At 56.2% G+C, this 18,606-nt stretch carries 16 protein-coding genes; 13 read left to right on the forward strand and 3 right to left on the reverse strand.

What is annotated here, in order from left to right:
* The first annotated feature begins 192 nt into the window (after positions 1 to 192).
* The 9 genes from BM225_RS18430 (at position 193) to BM225_RS18470 (ending at position 9,820) form a co-directional block, all read left to right on the forward strand.
* The gene (locus BM225_RS18430; protein ID WP_092465145.1) at positions 193 to 1,626 is read left to right on the forward strand and encodes an extracellular solute-binding protein; all 1,434 of its coding nucleotides are present in this window, start codon (positions 193 to 195) and stop codon (positions 1,624 to 1,626) included.
* A gap of 120 nt (positions 1,627 to 1,746) precedes the next feature.
* On the forward strand, positions 1,747 to 2,622 hold the full coding sequence (locus BM225_RS18435; protein WP_092465146.1) for a carbohydrate ABC transporter permease: 876 nt from the start codon (positions 1,747 to 1,749) through the stop codon (positions 2,620 to 2,622).
* Positions 2,623 to 2,627: 5 nt separating this feature from the next.
* Positions 2,628 to 3,464, forward strand: coding sequence for a carbohydrate ABC transporter permease (locus BM225_RS18440; RefSeq protein ID WP_092465147.1), 837 nt, complete (start codon positions 2,628 to 2,630; stop codon positions 3,462 to 3,464).
* Between the two features lie 5 nt (positions 3,465 to 3,469).
* Positions 3,470 to 3,721 carry a DUF2160 family membrane protein gene (locus BM225_RS18445; RefSeq protein ID WP_218157075.1) on the forward strand — a complete coding sequence of 84 codons (252 nt, stop codon included), beginning with the start codon at positions 3,470 to 3,472 and terminating at the stop codon, positions 3,719 to 3,721.
* Between the two features lie 4 nt (positions 3,722 to 3,725).
* Positions 3,726 to 4,778: an NAD(P)-dependent alcohol dehydrogenase gene (locus BM225_RS18450; RefSeq protein WP_092465148.1), complete on the forward strand. Its 1,053-nt coding sequence runs from the start codon at positions 3,726 to 3,728 to the stop codon at positions 4,776 to 4,778.
* Between the two features lie 12 nt (positions 4,779 to 4,790).
* The gene (locus tag BM225_RS18455) at positions 4,791 to 5,852 is read left to right on the forward strand and encodes an ABC transporter ATP-binding protein (protein ID WP_092465149.1); all 1,062 of its coding nucleotides are present in this window, start codon (positions 4,791 to 4,793) and stop codon (positions 5,850 to 5,852) included.
* Positions 5,853 to 5,900: 48 nt separating this feature from the next.
* A complete protein-coding gene (locus BM225_RS18460) occupies positions 5,901 to 6,578 on the forward strand; it encodes an HAD family hydrolase (RefSeq protein WP_245780545.1) in 678 nt (225 codons plus the stop codon).
* Positions 6,579 to 6,641: 63 nt separating this feature from the next.
* Positions 6,642 to 8,096 (forward strand): xylulokinase, encoded by a 1,455-nt coding sequence (gene xylB / locus BM225_RS18465; protein WP_092465181.1) that lies wholly within the window; start codon positions 6,642 to 6,644, stop codon positions 8,094 to 8,096.
* A 581-nt stretch (positions 8,097 to 8,677) separates the two neighbouring features.
* On the forward strand, positions 8,678 to 9,820 hold the full coding sequence (locus tag BM225_RS18470; RefSeq protein ID WP_092465151.1) for a hypothetical protein: 1,143 nt from the start codon (positions 8,678 to 8,680) through the stop codon (positions 9,818 to 9,820).
* A gap of 21 nt (positions 9,821 to 9,841) precedes the next feature.
* Here the strand turns inward: BM225_RS18470 and BM225_RS18475 are convergent, their stop codons facing one another.
* Positions 9,842 to 10,924: a hypothetical protein gene (locus BM225_RS18475; protein ID WP_092465152.1), complete on the reverse strand. Its 1,083-nt coding sequence runs from the start codon at positions 10,922 to 10,924 to the stop codon at positions 9,842 to 9,844.
* A 177-nt stretch (positions 10,925 to 11,101) separates the two neighbouring features.
* Between BM225_RS18475 and BM225_RS18480 the strand changes: the two genes are divergently transcribed.
* From BM225_RS18480 to BM225_RS18495, 4 genes are all read left to right on the forward strand, one after another.
* Positions 11,102 to 12,205, forward strand: coding sequence for a hypothetical protein (locus BM225_RS18480; RefSeq protein ID WP_092465153.1), 1,104 nt, complete (start codon positions 11,102 to 11,104; stop codon positions 12,203 to 12,205).
* Between the two features lie 41 nt (positions 12,206 to 12,246).
* The gene (locus BM225_RS18485; RefSeq protein ID WP_092465154.1) at positions 12,247 to 14,067 is read left to right on the forward strand and encodes a glycosyltransferase family protein; all 1,821 of its coding nucleotides are present in this window, start codon (positions 12,247 to 12,249) and stop codon (positions 14,065 to 14,067) included.
* A gap of 195 nt (positions 14,068 to 14,262) precedes the next feature.
* Positions 14,263 to 14,607, forward strand: a complete 345-nt coding sequence (locus tag BM225_RS18490; protein ID WP_092465155.1) for an FGGY-family carbohydrate kinase — start codon at positions 14,263 to 14,265, stop codon at positions 14,605 to 14,607.
* 137 nt (positions 14,608 to 14,744) lie between these two features.
* Positions 14,745 to 16,439, forward strand: a complete 1,695-nt coding sequence (locus BM225_RS18495) for a methyl-accepting chemotaxis protein (RefSeq protein ID WP_092465156.1) — start codon at positions 14,745 to 14,747, stop codon at positions 16,437 to 16,439.
* A 78-nt stretch (positions 16,440 to 16,517) separates the two neighbouring features.
* Here BM225_RS18495 and BM225_RS18500 read toward each other — a convergent pair whose 3' ends face one another.
* Both BM225_RS18500 and BM225_RS18505 read right to left on the reverse strand, forming a co-directional pair.
* The gene (locus BM225_RS18500; protein WP_092465157.1) at positions 16,518 to 17,819 is read right to left on the reverse strand and encodes a calcium-binding protein; all 1,302 of its coding nucleotides are present in this window, start codon (positions 17,817 to 17,819) and stop codon (positions 16,518 to 16,520) included.
* A 134-nt stretch (positions 17,820 to 17,953) separates the two neighbouring features.
* Positions 17,954 to 18,544: a LysE family translocator gene (locus BM225_RS18505; RefSeq protein ID WP_092465158.1), complete on the reverse strand. Its 591-nt coding sequence runs from the start codon at positions 18,542 to 18,544 to the stop codon at positions 17,954 to 17,956.
* Between the last annotated feature and the right edge of the window lie 62 nt (positions 18,545 to 18,606).

Below are 18,606 nucleotides of genomic sequence, written 5' to 3' on the forward strand. Positions count from 1 at the left end.
GCGTTGCCGCTTACTGCATCGAAGCTCACGATGACACACAAAACATATGTATGGCAATCCCAACACTTGCAAATTAAACACTTGCATGAATCATTTTACAAATGCATGCATTGGGACGGGGAGGCAGAACGACTCAACGCATGAGGGTGCGTCGAGCCGCGCTGGAGGCCCGTATTCCAAGGGAGGAAAATCATGAAAACCGTATTCAAGCTTGCCGCGTCCGCGCTCGCGCTGTCCTTTGCGACCGGTATGGCAAATGCCGACGACGCATTCTGGAAAGAGGCCGCTGCCCCATACGAAGGTGTGACTCTGCGCGGTGTGACGGAATCGTCGCCGCCGTCGCTCTATATTCGCGAGGTTCTAGCGCCCGAATTCGAAGAGCTGACCGGCATCCGCGTCGATATCGAGACTACGTCATGGGACCAGATGTTCGACAAGGCGATCAAGGATATGGAAGCCGGAACAGGTATTTACGACATGGTCTACATCGAGCAGGACATCGTCTACTCGTATCTGGCCCGTGACTTCCTGACCGACACGACCCAACTTCTGGCGGACAATCCTGCGCTCAAGGCGCCCACCTATGACGAAGCCAATTTCACGACCTTTGCGGACTACTTCAAAGGCGAAAACGGGCACCTCTACGGCATCCCAATGGAAGCCTTTATCAAGATTTATCTCTATCGCACGGACCTGTTCGGCGACCCAGATATTCAGGCTGCGTTCAAAGAAAAAACGGGACGTGACCTTGCTCCCGCAACCACCCATGCGGAATACACCGAGATCGCCAAATTCTTTTACGAGTACGGACAAGAAAACGACCTACAGTTGTGGGGCGCGACCGTTCAGGGCCATACGGGTCACGCGGCATCTTGGTACGAATACGTCGAAACCGTCGCGCCGACTTTTGGCATCTACAACTGGGGGATCGACGCGGACAACAACTATGCTGCCAGCGTTGCGAATGGCGGCGAGATGAACTCTGACACCGCCAAAGAAGCGCTGCAGTGGTGGTTGGATCTGCGCCAGTATGCACCGCCTGAATCGAACCAGTCGACCTGGACCGAAGTGGGCACCACGTTTGGCGCGGGCCGCGCAGCGCAAGGTCTGGTCTATGGCGAGAATGCAGGCTGGATCGCAGCAGATGACACCAAATCGCTTGTCGTTGGCAAAGTGGGCGTCGCTCTGCCGCCGCTGGCAGAGGGCGTGATGGAAGAAGTCGAAAACGGTGAAGGCTATATCGGCTACTACGACGGCGGCGCGTTCGGACTGCCCTCTACCTCGAAGAAGAAAGAGGCGGCTGCCTTGTTCCTGCAGTACATCGGCCAGAACGAAGTGCAGCCCGATTGGGCCGTGGCAGCACCCCGTGTAACCAACACCGCAACCTACGATGATCCAAAAGTTCAGGACATGAACGAGGAACTCGGCGGCTACTACGACATGCTGAAGGACAAAGGCTACCTATTTGCTGGCGCACCCGCCTATCCGTTCCACGCGCAGCTGCGCGAGGCGATGGCACCGACCTTCTACAACATCCTGACCGGTGATCTGACTGTCAGCGAAGGTTTGGACAAGATGGCCGAGATCGCCGAAGCCACACTGACCGAACTGGGCTACCGGAAGTAAGCGATCCTCCCAATCGCATAGCCCATGGGCCGTCGCCGTCCCTATCTGTGACGGCCCTCTTTTCCGGCGCACCTCTGCACCGGGCTCTTTCCGCGCATCGACCATAAAGGGAGCATGACGATGCAATCCAACAGACTAGGATGGATCTTACTGGCCCCGACGCTGGTCATTCTGTTCTTCTTCGGCGTTTTGCCCTTTATTTACGTGGTTTACGTCTCGTTCCACCAATGGAACCCGTTCGCCGCTGACCCCACCATGATCTTCAACGGGGCGGACAACTTCCGCAAAATCGTCTTTGATACCGAGTTTCTGAATTCGGTCGGCGTGACGGTTCTGTTCGTCCTGTTCGCCGTGATTTCCGAGCTGGTCGTGGGCTACATCCTTGCCCAAGCTTTCATGAAGGAATTTCCCGGCAAGGCGATTTTCCGCACCATCCACACGCTGCCCCTGATCATGGCCCCGATCATCGTGGGTTCGGTCTGGAAGTTAATGATGACGCCGTCCATCGGGATCATCCCGCACTACCTGAATGAATGGTTCGGGATCACGGTGAATATCGGGATGTCCCCAGTGGCTGCATTTACCACGATTATCGTGATGGACATCTGGCACTGGACCCCACTGGTCACGCTGACCCTGATTGCCGCGCTGGTGTCCCTGCCCCCCGATCCGTTCAAGCAAGCCCAGATCGACGGTGCGAACAAACGCCAGATCTTCTTTCACATCACCGTGCCGATGATCGCACCCGCCGTTGTGGCCACCGTCTTTATCCGCCTGATGGACGCCCTGCGCACCGTGGACGAGGTCTGGATGCTCACCGGTGGTGGCCCCGGATCGGCCACCCGTTTCGTCGGCGTGCACATCTTCAAAGAGGTCTTCCCCAAGACGAACTACGGCTACGGATCAACGATCTCGGTCATCGTTCTCTACCTCACCATCGTCGCGTGCTGGCTGCTCTATGTCACCATGCTGGCCCCCCGTAACAAGAAGGAGTGAGCGCGATGAAAAAGAACAATCCGATCATTGCCATCGTCTTCTGGAGCCTTGTCAGCTTTCTGACCCTGTTCCCGATCTACTGGCTGTTCGTCATCTCGGTGAAGCCGGCGGTGCAGCTGTTCTCGACCCCCGATGTGATGCTGTCGGACCCCTATTGGGGCAACTACGCCAAGGTCTGGGGCGACCGCCTGCTGCGCAGCTACATGGTGAACTCGCTGGTGATTTCCACTGGAAACGCGCTGCTGTGTACGATCCTCGGGTTCTTTGCCTGCTATGCCCTGTCGCGGTTCAAAATGGCCGGCAAAGAAAGCCTATTTTTCTGGACCATCACCAACCGGATGGCCCCGCCTGCGGTGTTCTTGCTGCCCCTGTTCCTCTTGATGACCCAAGTCTACGCGGTCGGTGATTTCCGCCTGCTAGACACGCGGATCGGCATGATCTTGGTCTACTGCACCTTCAATCTGCCCTTCGCGATCTGGACCCTGCGCCCTACCCTGGACGGCATTCCCAAGGAACTGGACGAAGCCGCCTATGTGGACGGTGCCTCTAGCTGGAAAGTCATCACCGAGATCGTCTTCCCCCTCTGCCGTCCCGGCCTTGCCGTCACACTAATCCTGACTTGGGTGTTTGCGTGGAACGAATACCTGCTGGCGGCAACCCTGACGAACTTTAACGCCCGCACCCTGACCACGGGCCTGTCGGAATACGTCACGACCACCGGCACCGAGTGGGGCATCATGGCGACCATTTCCGTCTTTACCCTTATCCCCGCCCTGATCGTCTTTGGCCTTGTGCAAAAGCACATCGTAGCGGGCCTGACCTTTGGCGCAGTGAAAGGCTGATACCCATGAGCAATCACGAAAACACGCCCCTGTCCTCGGCCCATCACGAAGAAGAGGACACCCCTGCGGTGTCCTCGCCCAAGGCAGGCTTTCTGCCGATCGAGACCAACTGGTTCGACCGCCTGTTTATTTCGGTGGTGATCTGGGTCGCGCTTTCGCTGCTCTGGTTCCGGTTCATGGAGCCCATCGGCCTAAGCATCTGGATTTCAAACGCAATTGCGCTGGCCTTGGCCGTGCTGATCATTTCGAAAGGCTAATTTCATGAAGTCACTCGTGATGGAGCGCAAGTTGGAGCTGTCCCTGCGCGATTTCCCCGAAATCTCGAAGGCCGAGGAGACCCTTGGCCCCCGCGATGTAAGGATCAAGCTGCACACCGTCGGCATCTGCGGATCGGACGTGCACTATTACACCCACGGCAAAGTTGGTCCCTTTGAGGTCACCGAACCCATGATCCTTGGCCATGAGGCCGCAGGAACAGTGATCGAGGTCGGCTCTGACGTACAGCATCTGGCCATTGGCGACCGCGTCTGCATGGAGCCGGGCATCCCCGACTCCACGTCCAAGGCCGCGCGTCTGGGGATGTACAACATCGACCCCGCCGTCCGGTTCTGGGCCACGCCCCCTGTTCACGGTGTCCTGCGCCCCACTTGCGTGCATCCGGCCGATTTCACCTTCAAGCTGCCAGACAACGTCAGCTTTGCCGAAGGCGCTATGGTCGAACCGCTTGCCGTGGGCGTCCATGCGGCAACCAAAGCGCGGGTCAAACCGGGTGATATGGCCGTGGTGATGGGCGCAGGTCCCATCGGGCTGGTCACCGCGCTGTCCGCTTTGGCTGCTGGCTGCGCGCGGGTCTTTGTCACCGATCTGGCCGAGAAAAAACTTGAGATCGCCGCCAGCCTGTCCCCCGCAATCACCCCCGTCCACGCGGGCACGGATGACCTGACCGCCATCGTCATGGCCGCCACCGAAAACTGGGGTGCGGACATCGTGTTCGAGGCAACGGGCGCCTCCAAAGCCGCCGCTGGCGTCTTTCAGCCGTTGGCCCCCGGCGGCTGTGTGGTGTTCATCGGCGGACAGGCCGATCCCATCGCCTATGACGCGGGCGCAGCGATGGTCCGCGAAGCACGTGTCGAGAACATCTTTCGCTACGCCCATGTTTTCCCCCGCTGTGTGGGGATGCTGGCCAGCGGGGCCATCGACGTCAAACCGCTGATCACCCGCAAATTCGACTTCAATGACTCTGTGCGCGCCTTCGAGATCGCCGCGTCCGCCCCCGTGGCCGATGTGAAGATGCAGATCGAACTGCCGCAATAAGGAACGACCTCAATGGCTCAGGTAAAAATCGACAACGTGATCAAACGCTACGGCGCGGTGCAGGTCATGCACGGCGTGGACGTGGACATCAATGACGGCGAGTTTGTGGTTCTGGTCGGTCCGTCCGGGTGCGGCAAGTCCACCTTGCTGCGCATGCTGGCAGGGCTCGAAGAGATCAGCGACGGCACCATTTCCATCGGCGACCGCGTGGTAAATGACGTCCCCCCCAAGGAGCGGGACATCGCAATGGTGTTCCAGAGCTACGCGCTCTACCCCCACAAAACCGTCTACGACAACATCGGCTTTCCGTTGAAAATGGCCAAACGCCCGCAGGACGAGATCGACAAAAAAGTCACCGGTGCGGCGGATATTCTGGACCTGACCAAGTACCTGAAGCGCTATCCCAAGGAACTGTCCGGCGGTCAGCGCCAGCGCGTCGCCATGGGCCGCGCGATTGTCCGCGACCCGCAGGTATTCCTGTTCGACGAACCGCTTTCGAACCTTGATGCGAAGTTGCGCGTCACCATGCGGGTCGAGATAAAGGAACTGCACCAACGCCTTGGCACCACCATCGTCTACGTGACCCACGACCAGATCGAAGCCATGACCATGGCCGACAAAATTGTGGTCATGCGCGACGGAAGAGTCGAGCAGATCGGCGCGCCCCTAGATTTGTATGACAACCCTGCGAACATTTTTGTCGCCGGCTTCATCGGGTCGCCGTCAATGAACTTTGTCCACGGCCAAATCGTGAACGACGGCGGTGTGCGGCAATTCCGGTCAGATAATGGCTTGATGTTACCCCTGCCCCACACAAATGCGGCGGATGGTACGAAAGTTACCTACGGCATCCGTCCAGAGCACATCACCATTTCGGATCACGGAGTCCCGCTGCGCGTTATCGTCGTAGAGCCAACCGGTTCAGAGACACAGGTTTTCGCAAAGCATGGTACAGATTTCATCGACGCCATGGTGAAGGACCGTTTCAAAGCTGCCCCGAACTCCGAGGTCCGCTTTGCCATCGATCCTGCGAATGTGCACCTGTTCGACCGCGCAACCGAACAGCGTCTATAACGTGACGACCGGCAGCCACCTCAGCGCCCGATAACCAAAGGAATGCCAATGCCCCAAGCCGTGATCTTTGACCTAGACGGTTGCCTTGTGGACAGCGAAACCCTCTCAATCAACGCGATTGCCGAAGAAATAAGGGACATGGGCGTCTCTGATGTCACCTACGACTATATCCGCGACCGCTTTTTAGGGGTCTCGATGCGGGTGATTTGCGAGCATGTGGCAGAGCAAACCGGCAAGACATGTGCAGACGATTTCGTGGACCGGGTCGAAGAACGACTGTTTGCCCGCTACCGCTCTGACCTGCGCAAGATCGAAGGGGTGACCCCCATGCTGGACGAGCTGAAGGCTCGGGGATTTCCGGTCGCAATTGCGACGGGCGGCTCCATTCGCCGTATGGGCGAAACGCTTCGGATTTCCGGACTGGCGTCGTATTTCGAGGGCACATCCTTTAGCGCCGATCAGGTCGAACACGGAAAACCCGCGCCTGATCTCTTTCTTCTTGCGGCACAGGAATTGGGGGTTGATCCCGAAGCATGTGCGGTGATGGAGGACTCTCCCCACGGCATCCAAGGGGCTCGCGCGGCCGGAATGAGGGCCATCGGCTTTGTTGGTGGCACCCACTTGGACCCCATGCGTGACGGGCATCGTGCACTGCTTCTCAGTAAGGGTGCAGCGCAGGTTTGCGAGACGATCCCGGATACCCTGAGCGCTTTATTGCTTGATTGACGGACCAGCTTGTATGACAAATTCCGCATTAACATCATCGATGAGCAACGGGGCAACGCGCGTATGAGTTATCTGGGACTGGACTTAGGGACATCGGGGCTGCGCGCGCTTCTGGTCGACGATCAAGGCGCGCCTATTGGCTCGACGGAACGCGACTATCCGCTCTCACATCCACACCCCGGATGGTCCGAGCAATCGCCGACGGATTGGATTGCAGCGCTGGATTCGGCAGTCAAGGAGCTGCGCGCCACCCATCCCCAGTTCGCCGCGCTGCGCGGCATTGGTGTGGCCGGCCAAATGCATGGCGCGACCCTTTTGGATGCGGACGACACCGTGCTGCGTCCCTGCATTTTGTGGAATGACAGCCGGTCTCATGCGGAAGCGACCGTGCTGGATCAGGCGCCCAATGTGCGTAGACTGTCGGGCAACATCGTTTTTCCAGGCTTCACTGCGCCCAAACTGGAATGGGTCCGCACGCACGAGCCAGAGATTTACGACCGCATTGCCAAGGTCCTTTTACCTGCGGGCTATCTGAACCTGTATCTGACTGGCGAACATGTCTCGGACATGTCGGACAGTGCGGGGACATCTTGGCTGGATGTGGGTGAGCGTACATGGTCCGGAGAATTGCTTACAACGGGGCACATGCGCCTCGACCAGATGCCTCGCCTTGTCGAAGGCACCGAAGCCGCTGGCACACTGCGCCCCGAACTCGCCAAACGCTGGGGCGTGTCAGCACGCGTCGTCGTTGCAGGCGGCGCAGGCGATAATGCCGCTGCCGCCTGTGGAATTGGAGCCATGAACGAAGGACAAGGCTTTGTGTCCCTAGGCACATCTGGCGTTCTACTGGCCGCGCGCGATGGCTACGCACCGGCCCCCGAAACTGCCTTGCATACCTTCTGCCACGCTGTTCCAGGACGCTGGTACCAGATGGGTGTGATGCTCTCAGCGACGGATAGTTTGAATTGGTTTTCACGCATTACTGGCAGCAAACCCGCAGACCTGACAGCCGAGCTTGGCCCGACGACCCAAGCGCCAAGCGGAGTGAAATTCCAGCCTTATCTGTCCGGAGAGCGAACGCCCCACAACGATGCGAACGTCCGTGGCAACTTTGCCGGACTTGGTGCTGCGACCAGCCGCTGTGACATGACGCGCGCCATTCTCGAAGGGGTGGCATTCGGCCTTCGGGACAGTTTTGAAGCCTTGCGCAGCACGAACGCACATTTTGACGAACTGATCGCGATTGGGGGCGGCACACGGTCGATCTATTGGCTATCGGTCATCGCGACAGCATTGGATATCCCGATCCGAGTTCCGAGCTCTGGCGAATTCGGCGCGGCGCTTGGGGCAGCGCGTCTGGGAATGGTTGCTGCCGAGAACGCAGAAGTCACGCAGGTTATGACGCCACCTCGACTGGCGGAACCGATCATGCCTGTGCAGCATCTGCGTCATGCATACGAAGATGCCTACTCCAAGTTCCGGGCGGCGTATGCATGGCAAAAAGAGGCGCCTTACTGAGGTCTTACACTCCTCAGTGCGATCTTTTTCTCTCCGTTCTTGGTAGCGAGGCCGACCATCATTCGGGCGAAAATACCTTTCTAGCTACAAAGGTTCCACCAGATGGATAGAGCTTTGTGCGATCCGTAGGCTTTTGGGCCGCCTCGCCTATGCGGGCCCGTGCAATTAATGAAGACAATCGCACCCAACGACCGTCTGTCATCGTCCCGCGGCCCATCGTGCGGCCCGGGGAAGAAAAAGGGAACGCTTCGCCATCTTCTTGTCGGCTTCTTAGAAAAGGTCTTTCATGTCACCGCTCTTTTTTCCAAGCCGTGAAGCACGCAGCGGATTTAAACCAATCCATCGGTGCCCTAGAGCAACACTTCCGTTGTCAAGAACGCTTACATGATGCGGTAACTTCCCAATAGCAGCAAGAATTTTGCAAACTGCTCCGTGTCTAGTTTCTTTGACCGAGCTTCAAAAGCTTGCAAGCGAAATGCTCTTTTGCCAGAAAACATCCGAACAGCCCGATCGACTAATTGTGTGCCTGTTGCCAATCAAATAGACAGGGACGGATCATTATAGAAGATTGATGCGTTCCGATGACCAATACCCCCCACAGCCAGACGCTGATTTTCCACATTGGCGACCCGAAGACCGGAAGCTCTTCAATCCAGCAAACCTTGTTTGATGGGAATTGGTCCTGTCCCGGACACAATCTGGCCTACCCGAGTCGGCTCAATGCCATTCCCCTTGCCAAATCACTCTATTTTGATGCTCCTATCGATCAGCGCCAACTTCAGTTTGCAGAAACGGCGGATTGGCTTCGTCAACTGCAAGGAAAGACAGCAGTTCTTTCTGCAGAGCATTTTGCATTTGTGAACCCCAGAACCCTCAAAACCGCAGTTGAAGAGTATCTCCCAGACTACGCAGAACGCGTAAAAGTTGTTGCATATGTGCGCCCCCATGCAGCGCGCCTGTTATCGACCTATGCACAACGCGTCAAAACACGTGGGCTACAACAAGACATCAGCACCTTCTGCAAGGCTCAGATCAAACAAAAAAATTTCGTATATACTCCGCGGTTCACCGAATGGCGCGACGTTTTCGGAGAGGCTTTCACCCTACGCCCCTTTCTGCGGGACGCCCTTTATCAGGGCGATGTGGTGGCAGATTTCCTACACACAGCTCTTGGCGGCGGTGCAATTACCATCAACACAGGTCCGCAAGTGAACGAGTCTCCGACACTTGATCATCTGGCCGCCCTGCAGCTGATACAGACGATACTGCATCAGGGCGGACTAAAGCGCGAATTGCGCCATGCGCTCTGCATCAACCTTGCAGACCAGCTGGCTAAAGGCCCCAGCGCGTCAGGCGAGAAACTACAAATGCCACATAATCTAGTCCCGTTACTGGAGGACGCCTATCAAGAGGATGCCGTGGCACTAGATGCGGCGTTTTTCGAAGACTCTCCCATGACTAACGCACTTGCGGCAGTTGCTAAAAGTGCGACTCATAAAAGTCAGTCAATAGCTGCGGCAAGCCGTCTCAGTGAGGAACAGTGCAAAGGTCTGCGGCGGGTTGCAAAAAAGATTAGCGCCCACACATCGGCCGATCTAAAGGCATGGCAACGCCACTACCGTCAGACGAAACGGATAAAAGCTAAGGCATCCTCGCCCCAGCCGGACAATGCAGCAAGCATCAGCGCTCTCTTGGCTGAAGCCTGCGCGCTTCTCGAAAGCTGATCTTTTGTGAGGCGTGTCTGTTCAGTCGCGCCTCGGTTTCGGACCACGCTGCGGCTCTGGCCTTACTGCCCACATAAAGTGTGAATCGTCTGCTGTAATCATCCTAGAGATGAGTTGCGCCCAAGCCTCAATCAAGCGCAACTCGGCCGCACTAAAATGATCCACGGCTCGGAACGACTGCGGCGCCTCTACCGCCTTTTTAGGCGCTGCAGCGAGCGCTTGCTTCATTAGCGGCCGACCACCGAAAAACTGGTTATCCAGCATCTCCGCATCTGCGCTGTAGGCTTCTACCACCTTGTGGGCCAGTTCACGATGCAGTCGAGGCTTTTCAGCCCCTTCCACAGCGGGCAGCGACGCCAGAATATCCGACAGATACCACCCCAATGCCTGCTGCGCCTGACGAAGTGGTTTGCCACCACCGCCTAACGAGCGGATGCGACTGTGCAACCGCCGCATCATCGCGACATCAGCAACACTCAGCGATTCATTCTGCTGGGTTGGTTGGGTCACTGTGAAATCTGCGCCCGAGAAAACGAAACGAAAGAAATCTTGAACGACATCGCCCTGATGTAGCGCGTCTCGGATGAAAGGGCGCAGGGTAAAACTATCGCCGAAAGCCTCCCGCCATGCGTTAAAACGCGCTGTGTAGAACAACAGGCCATCTTCAATTAGCTTATCATGCATGCCCGCTAGAGGCTTGTTAAAAAGACCTTTTTTAGACCGCTCTGCAAAAGTTGAAACCAGCCGATCTGCGTGCGGACGAACATAAGCGACCAATCGAATACGTCCGACATAATCAGGAAGGTATTCTTCAATCGCAGACTTCAGAACCTTTGGGTCAACAAATTCAAAGTGCTCAGCCGACACCACACCAATATCGGCATCACTGCTCTCAAAATCCTTAAGAAGCGCTTGGAACCGCTTGCGCTGGAATTTTTTTTCGCTCTCCACCGACAAGGTCTTTGCAAGGGGAATATTGTTGAATCGGGCTGGGTAACAGATCTGAGCTGCGGCGCTTTGCCAAGCCTCAAACGCAAGCACAGACTGGATCGACGTCGTGCCAGTCTTGCAGTCTCCCAGATGAAAAACAATTTCTCGGACCATGTGCCGCTCCCTCTACAGACCCTCTAATACGGGGATCATCCTCCTTCTCCGTGCAGAAAACCGCCGCTGTCAAGCCCCGCGCTCCCGAAACCCGCTGGGCACACCGTATCTCCTTTCCACCTGCAGGATTATACTGTAGCACTTCTTCGGAAATCATAGGTTTAACGCGAAACTGCGATGAAAGTTATTATCTACATTGGGCACCACAAGGTCGGGTCCACAGCCTTGCAGGCCTACCTGTCGCAAAACTGGCGCAAACTAGCCAAAGCAGGAATTCTCTATCCAGCTGTCGAGACTCGTGGGTTTGCAAATAACCTTAAAAAGTCACTTGGCGCAGGCGACAAACTCGCGGCAAACCACGTGAACGTTCGCGAACCTCACAGCGCTCTAGCCTATCGTATGATATCCGATGTTTCGGATCGGAAAATTCCGCCTCAGTTCCAGGCCCTGCCCGGAACCAGCCAGATGTTCCACGCAATCAACAATCAGGCAGATATTCTGCAGCCGGATACACTGGTTCTATGTTCAGAGGCTTTCGCCAATTTTGGGCAGGTCGATCCAAATGCCATCAGCCGCTTGGCAAATAATCTGCCTAAAGCTACGAAAGAGATCCAAATTTATTGTGCGCTACGCCGACCTGATGACTACATGATCTCTTGGCATGGACAACGCCTGAAGGTTGGGGAAAAGCCTGCCCCCCTTATGGGCGATGGCGTCAAGCAATACCAAGAAACGATCCATTTCAATTATCGTCTCGTCGTCGAGGCCTGGCACGAGCGGATGCCCAAAGCTCAACTGACATTGCGCAATTACAGCGATATCCTAGCGACAGGAGGATCGATCGAAGACTTTATCGCCCAAACGGGTCTTTCGGTTCCGGATAATATGGTAACGCCAGGCCGTGCCAACCCCAGCCTGCCGCGCTCCGCCTTCGCGATTATGCGGCGGGCGAATGAGGAGCTCAGCCGCCCTGCGGCACATGCCCTGTCAGTATACTTACAAAGGCATGGCGACGACCTTTCACCGGTGCGGAACAGCGATGTCGAAATGTTTGGCGCCCCGCAGCGTCTCCAAGTGGCGGAGGCTTTCGCTCCAGTGCATGCTTATCTTAGTGCGCTAACTGGGAAAGAATCCTTCTTCCCGGATAGTGACCAAATGCAGATCTGTCGCCCTGTGCCAGAAGAAGAAGCAACACGACAGCTTCTGATTAGTTTGGACCCAGAAGCGATGCCGACTCCGGAGTTGCGAAACTATATCCGAACCCTCCAGAATTCTTTCTGAGTCCCTAGTCAATTCCGACACCTTTGAGAGGTATCCACAATATGCTCACCCTGCAGAACTTCATCACTCCAGAACGCGAAATCTGCACCGAGCACATGCTATACTACCATGCTTATGGGGCGGTGGGGTATTCCCAGAGCACGCGGAGCTACTTGCTGCCACGCGGCAGTCGCCTCTGTTTTGATACCTATTTCAACCTCTTTAATCTTGGCAAATGGAACAGCAGTTGTGATTTGCGCAGCCTATTTGCCGAACTGTCTGGCAACGGAAGAGCTGAAATCAAGGTTATCCAAGCCCATCCGAACCGGTCTTGGGATGTGGTTTACAGTGAAATCGCCGAACTTCAGGACGGTACACCATTCAAGATCGACCTCTCGGAGTTCGCTGGTGAGGGTAAAGAAGGTATTCTCTATATAGAAGTGATCGCTTTGGGGAACGAGGTCACACTAACTGGTGGCCGATTTGCCACCACCGACCATCCTGAAGCTTGGCCGCGCTTGGCTGTCTCCATCACCACTTTCAAGCGCGAAGAAGATGTGCGACGCACAGTCGCCCGACTGGAAGACTTTCTGAAAGACTTCGAACATGGAGAGCAACTCCATGTGCAAGTTGTCGACAATGGCAAGAGCGCCGAAATTCATGCCTCGGAAAAAGTCAGCTCATATCCCAACAGCAACCTCGGCGGCGCCGGCGGTTTTGCAAGGGGCCTTTTGGAAGCGGAAAAGGGCGGGTTTACTCATTGCCTGTTCATGGATGACGATGCCTCTTTTCACATGGAAAACTTAGCGCGAACATATGTTTTGCTCGCGCTTGCCAGAGACAGCAAGACCGCCGTATCAGGGGCAATGATCAATAACACCCACAAATGGGCAATGTGGGAGAACGGTGCTTATTTTGACGGCTCCTGCCATCCGCTGAACAATGGCACAGACCTGCGCGACCTAGGGCAAGTGGCCGAGATGGAGTTTGAAACGACCCGCCCGCAATCAAAAACCCTCTATGGCGGCTGGTGGTTCTTTGCCTTCCCGATCAAGGAGGTCAAGCATCACCCCTTTCCCTTTTTCGTACGCGGCGACGACATCAGCTTTTCGCTGGCCAACGATTTCAAGATTGTCACAATCAGTGGCGTGGTGTCTTTCCAAGATGATTTCACGGAAAAGGAGAATGCACAGACCCTGTATCTGGATCTGCGTAACCACCTGATGCACCATTTGGTTTTCGAAAAGCTCAACCGCAGCGCCATAGGCACTGCCAAGATCGCCATCCGCTTCATGATGCGCTCCATGCTGCGTTTCAAGTACGAGAGCGCTGAGGCTCAACTTCTCGCGTGGCACGATGTGATGAAGGGGCCGAAGTTCTTTGACGAGAACCTAGATATGTCCGAGCGGCGCGCTCGGATCAAATCCATGATCAACGACGAAGCCTGGCGCGAAATCGAAGTGCAAGAATCGCGGGAACGCCGCCGGTTCAGTAAAATGCCCCGTCTGCTGCGACACTATTTCGGTATAAGCACCCTCAATGGTCACCTGATTCCCTTCTGGAATTTAATTGGGGACCGCAAGATCCTGAAAATCGGCGAGCGCGGATTGGTGTTGCCCGCTTTTGGTGGTGCACAGTTGACCTACCTCAACACCCAACGAGATAAGGGCTATGTCGTGACCCAGTCCAAGGCCAAATTCTTCTCGCTGGCTTGGCGTATGTTTACAACTCTTCTGGAATTCCGCCGGTCCTACGACGCGCTACAAGCGGCCTATCGCCAAGGCTATGACGAGATGACCACGCGAAGCTATTGGACCCAGACTTTAGCTGCAGATATGGAAGCGTCTGGCGATCAGCAGGAGAACACGGTCCAGAGAGCCTAAGATTCAGAAACGCGCTGAAGGACGGCCTCTGCTTGGCCAGAATACCCTCGATAGAACGGTGTCTCGACATGCACAGCGCTGGCTCACTGCAATTTGTCGATACTCTCCGCCTTAGCGTGATGCATCGTGTCGCCAGCACGGCTGCATCTGCGAAATTATGATATTGCGCAATCGAAGTGTTGGTTCTGAGTTGAGGTGTCAGGACTTCGGGACAGTTTCGAAGCCTTGCGCAGCACGAACGCACATTTTGACGAACTGATCGCGATTGGAGGCGGCACACGGTCGATCTATTGGCTGTCGGTCATCGCGACAGCATTGGATATTCCGATCCGCGTCCCTAGCTCTGGCGAATTCGGCGCGGCGCTTGGGGCGGCGCGTCTGGGAATGATTGCGGCCGAGAACTCCGAAGTCACGCAGGTTATGACGCCACCTCGACTGGCGGAACCGATCATGCCTGTGCAGCATCTGCGTCATGCATACGACGATGCCTACTCCAAGTTCCGGGCGGCGTATGCATGGCAAAAAGAGGCGCCGTACTGAGGTTTGGCAAATGACCGCGCATATCCCAAAGCATACCCACTACTCGCCCAATGCCCCACAACGCCTAGCCTTATGAAGCGCTGTCCCTCGACCCAATCGCCATAAATGCAGCCGCGGATTTGCATGAGGATGAAACTATGGCGCTTGATACCGGCTTGGAGCCCACCAACGAACTGAACACTCTGCTCGCCACTGACGCGATGAACTTGCTTGGCAATCCTATGATGGTCGCCGACGCAGATTTTGTCATTCGGTATGTCAACGATGCGGCGCTAGCGATGTTTGCTGCGATTGAGGACGACATCCGCCGCGATCTGCCTGACTTCCGTGCAAAAGAGGTGCTTGGCAAGACCATTGACGTTTTTCACAAGAACCCTGTCCACCAACGCCGGATCTTGGACGCGCTGAAATCACCCCACGTGGGCAAATTTACGATTGGCGGCAAAAGTCTGATGTTTCGCGCGTCACCCAAATTCGGACCGGATGGCAAGCTGTCCTTGATCCTTGTGGAGTGGCAAGACCAGACCGAGATCTTGCGGGATCGGTGGCAACTGGATGAACTGATACGCCGCGTCAGCGAAATGGCCGAACGCCATCTGGACGGCTTCATCAACGATTTCATCGCCCACGACGATCTGGACGAGACCTATGCGCAGGTGGGCCGCCGCGTGAACCGCATGGTGCAGGACCACATCAACACCAAGAAGTCGATTATCACCTGCATGAACGCCTTTTCTCGCGGTGATTTCGAGCAGCCCTTCCCACCGCTGTCCGGCGATCGCGCATTTATCAACGATGCGATTGAAGAGATCAGACGCGCGTTTTCCGCCATCGTCTCGGAAATCCAACGTCTGTCGGCGGCCATCGTGAATGGAGACTTGGATCAGGAGATCCAGCCCGACGCGTTCGAAGGTGCCTACCGCGAGATCATTGCCAGCTTTGCCCAAGCGGTCGAAGGTCTGAACAGTCGTTTCGGCGAAATCAAATATCAGACGACGATCACAACAAGTGGGGCAGACACGGTCAGTGACTCCGCGCATGCTCTGGCCGCTTTGGCGCAGGAACAGTCCGCAGCGATTGACCAAATCTCTGCGTCTATCGAAGAGACGGACAACCTGACAGCGGCCAATTCCAAATCCGCGCAATCGATGAGCGCCTTTGCCTCTGAAACCCGCCAAATCTCAGAGGATGGCAGAGAGCGGGTGGAGCGCATGCACAGTTCTATGCAAGAGATTGCAAGCGCCTCTCAGGACATCAGCAAGATCATCAAAGCCATCGATGAGATCGCATTTCAGACCAACCTGCTGGCCCTGAATGCGGCGGTTGAGGCGGCGCGCGCGGGCAGCCACGGACGCGGATTTGCGGTGGTCGCACAAGAGGTACGCAGTTTGGCGGGCCGATCTGCCAAGGCCGCCAGCGAGACCTCTGACCTGATCGAGACCACAACGCGTTTGGTAAATGACGGCGTGAATTCAGCCGTTGAAACGCGCGAAGCTTTCGGCACCATTGCCGAAAACATCGCCAAGCTCGAAAGCAGTACAACGGACATCGCCAACTCGTCGGTCCAGCAGGCCCGAGGCGTTAGCCAGATTGCGATGGCGGTCAACGAACTTGCCAAAATGGGGCAATCGGCCTCTGCACAGTCCGAGCAATTGGCAGGCACATCCCGAGAGATGAATGACTCGGCCAAGACGATGTCACGCATTCTGGACCAACTAACCTTGAAACAACGCCCGAACCCAGCAGCAGGGGCAGAAACGATCACCATTGGCGATCAGCAGTTCAGTCAATCCCAAATCGACCAACTGATTGCCTCGATGAACGGGCGGTAAAGATCGGTTCATGACAGCTAGAGCAGGCCAATCCCTCGGCCTGCTCTTTAGGGCATTTTTCGCGGTGTTCAGCCGAGATCAGAAAACAAAATCGCTCTGATCCAGATCGTCGACACTGACACCGTTCAGCAAGATCGAGGTATTGCCGAACTCGACCAACGCGTCGCTGCCGCCGTTGGCGGAAGAGATGTCCAGATCATTGAAGTCCATCCCCAGATTGCTAAGGCTGATCAGATCAATGCCATCTTCAAAGTCGGTGATCGTGTCGTTGCCTTCGCGCATGTCGGTGTAGACGAATTCGTCCCAACCCTGACCGCCACGAAGCTCGTCACGGCCATTGCCGCCCACGAGCACATCGTCCCCTTTTTGACCGCTCAGAACATCCCGACCCGCGCCACCGTTCAGATCGTCGCCACCTTGATTGCCGAACAGACGGTCGTTGCCTGTTCCACCATTCAGCTCGTCCGCGCCCGCGTTGCCGTTCAGGCGGTCGTCGCCGTCATCGCCGAATAGGCGGTCTTGGCCCTGATTGCCGACCAAGCGGTCTGCGCCATCGTCACCGCGCAAGACGTCATTGTCTTTGCGGCCATAGAGCATGTCGTCATCCGCGCCGCCGCGAATACGGTCGGTGCCCGCCCCGCCATACACGGTGTCGTTGCCAAGGCCGGCATCGTAAATGTCATCCCCTGCGCCGAGACGCTCAAAATCAGACGCGCGCTCGAACTGATCCTCCAGGATGTCCAGAGCCTGCTCTTGGGTGGTCATCTCGATTTCACCAGACGCCACGGGCAGGATGCCGACAAAGCCATCTTGCGTGCCGTCGATTTCTCCCTCTGTCCCTGCGCCAAAGCCCGCGCCCACATTCTGACCATGGATCACAATTTCACGGTTCACCAAGGGCATCAGGTCGTCAGCGGTGTAGTCGTTGCCGCTCACAGGGCTGGCAAAGTTAGAGTCGTCGCCAAGGTCAAAAGATTGAATGTAGGTCAGTGTGCCGTCCGAGCGCGTGGTCGGCAGAACCCCATCGCCGTCCGTTAAGGTCAGGATAATGTCGCCATAGGCGCCAAAGCCTTCGAACACTTCAATGAAGCCGTCCTGATCGGCATCATCCGACACCACGGGCATCCGCGCGTCTGTCGGGTTGCCATCATCGTCAAAGGTGCCGTGAATGTGCTGTGCGTGTTGAACGTCCGGCGTCAGTCCTGAAGCGTTGATCGAGACGTTCAGGTAGCGGGTGCCATCATCCTCGGTGTTCACTGCGAGCAAGACATCACCAGTCACGCCCGAGTTGTTCATCGCCGCCAGATCAAGAGTCCAGAAGGCATCTGCACCGTTCAAAAAGGTGCCATATGATGAATAAGATGATCCTAGATGGGCCATGGTAAATTTCTCCTCTAATAAAACCACGTACCCCCTTCACGGCCCTGCAGACGGAAAAGTTTCTTAAATTTCAACACTTAGTTGTGAGAAGGCCTGACTGGACAAAATCACGACGCGCACTAATGCGTGACCAGTCACGCCATTTCCAGACCAGCTAATAGCACGACGATCAGCATCGACGATGCCATCGCTTTATTGATGATTGAGTGGGTGCGCGGCGACAGATCCAACTGGTGCACCTTGATCCCCGCCCACAGCCAAAGCAGGTGAATTGGCGCCCAAATGGTGTTCATGATCAAGAACTTCACCAACACCTCGCCCCAATAGCTGTCCGGCAAAAATCCAAAGCCCGTGTAGAGCGCTGTGTTCACCGCATAGGCTTTGGGGTTCATGATCTGCAGTAGAATGCCGCCGGATAGACCGGGTGGGCTGGCGCGCTCGATAAACGCGAGTTTTGATCCGGCGAAGGCGATGCGAAATGCCAGATAAGCGAGATACCCAAAGGACAAGGTAAAAAGCACGATGCGCAATCGAGGATCAGCAAGCAACACCGCGGCCAACCCACTGACCACAGCAAGCGCCACAAGGTTCGTCCCCAGAAAAAGCCCGACCAAATAGCGTAGCCCGGCGCGCGCGCCAAAGCTGGCCCCGACCCCCGCTGTCGACAGCACGCCCGGACCAGGCGTGATGATCAGAAAGAATACAGCCAAGGCGAATGTTAGCACGAACCGCTCCAGTCTTAGTCATTGCGAGGGCCCGATCATCATCGACCTCACCCTAAACACCG

It is taken from the genome of Donghicola eburneus, from assembly GCF_900115865.1.
Classification (GTDB): domain Bacteria; phylum Pseudomonadota; class Alphaproteobacteria; order Rhodobacterales; family Rhodobacteraceae; genus Donghicola; species Donghicola eburneus.

Coding starts and splice junctions, on each gene's coding strand:
- BM225_RS18430 (WP_092465145.1), top strand. CDS start 193: ATGAAAACCGTATTCAAGCTTGCCGCGTCCGCGCTCGCGCTGTCCTTT.
- BM225_RS18435 (WP_092465146.1), top strand. CDS start 1,747: ATGCAATCCAACAGACTAGGATGGATCTTACTGGCCCCGACGCTGGTC.
- BM225_RS18440 (WP_092465147.1), top strand. CDS start 2,628: ATGAAAAAGAACAATCCGATCATTGCCATCGTCTTCTGGAGCCTTGTC.
- BM225_RS18445 (WP_218157075.1), top strand. CDS start 3,470: ATGAGCAATCACGAAAACACGCCCCTGTCCTCGGCCCATCACGAAGAA.
- BM225_RS18450 (WP_092465148.1), top strand. CDS start 3,726: ATGAAGTCACTCGTGATGGAGCGCAAGTTGGAGCTGTCCCTGCGCGAT.
- BM225_RS18455 (WP_092465149.1), top strand. CDS start 4,791: ATGGCTCAGGTAAAAATCGACAACGTGATCAAACGCTACGGCGCGGTG.
- BM225_RS18460 (WP_245780545.1), top strand. CDS start 5,901: ATGCCCCAAGCCGTGATCTTTGACCTAGACGGTTGCCTTGTGGACAGC.
- xylB (WP_092465181.1), top strand. CDS start 6,642: ATGAGTTATCTGGGACTGGACTTAGGGACATCGGGGCTGCGCGCGCTT.
- BM225_RS18470 (WP_092465151.1), top strand. CDS start 8,678: ATGACCAATACCCCCCACAGCCAGACGCTGATTTTCCACATTGGCGAC.
- BM225_RS18475 (WP_092465152.1), bottom strand. CDS start 10,924: ATGGTCCGAGAAATTGTTTTTCATCTGGGAGACTGCAAGACTGGCACG.
- BM225_RS18480 (WP_092465153.1), top strand. CDS start 11,102: ATGAAAGTTATTATCTACATTGGGCACCACAAGGTCGGGTCCACAGCC.
- BM225_RS18485 (WP_092465154.1), top strand. CDS start 12,247: ATGCTCACCCTGCAGAACTTCATCACTCCAGAACGCGAAATCTGCACC.
- BM225_RS18495 (WP_092465156.1), top strand. CDS start 14,745: ATGGCGCTTGATACCGGCTTGGAGCCCACCAACGAACTGAACACTCTG.
- BM225_RS18500 (WP_092465157.1), bottom strand. CDS start 17,819: ATGGCCCATCTAGGATCATCTTATTCATCATATGGCACCTTTTTGAAC.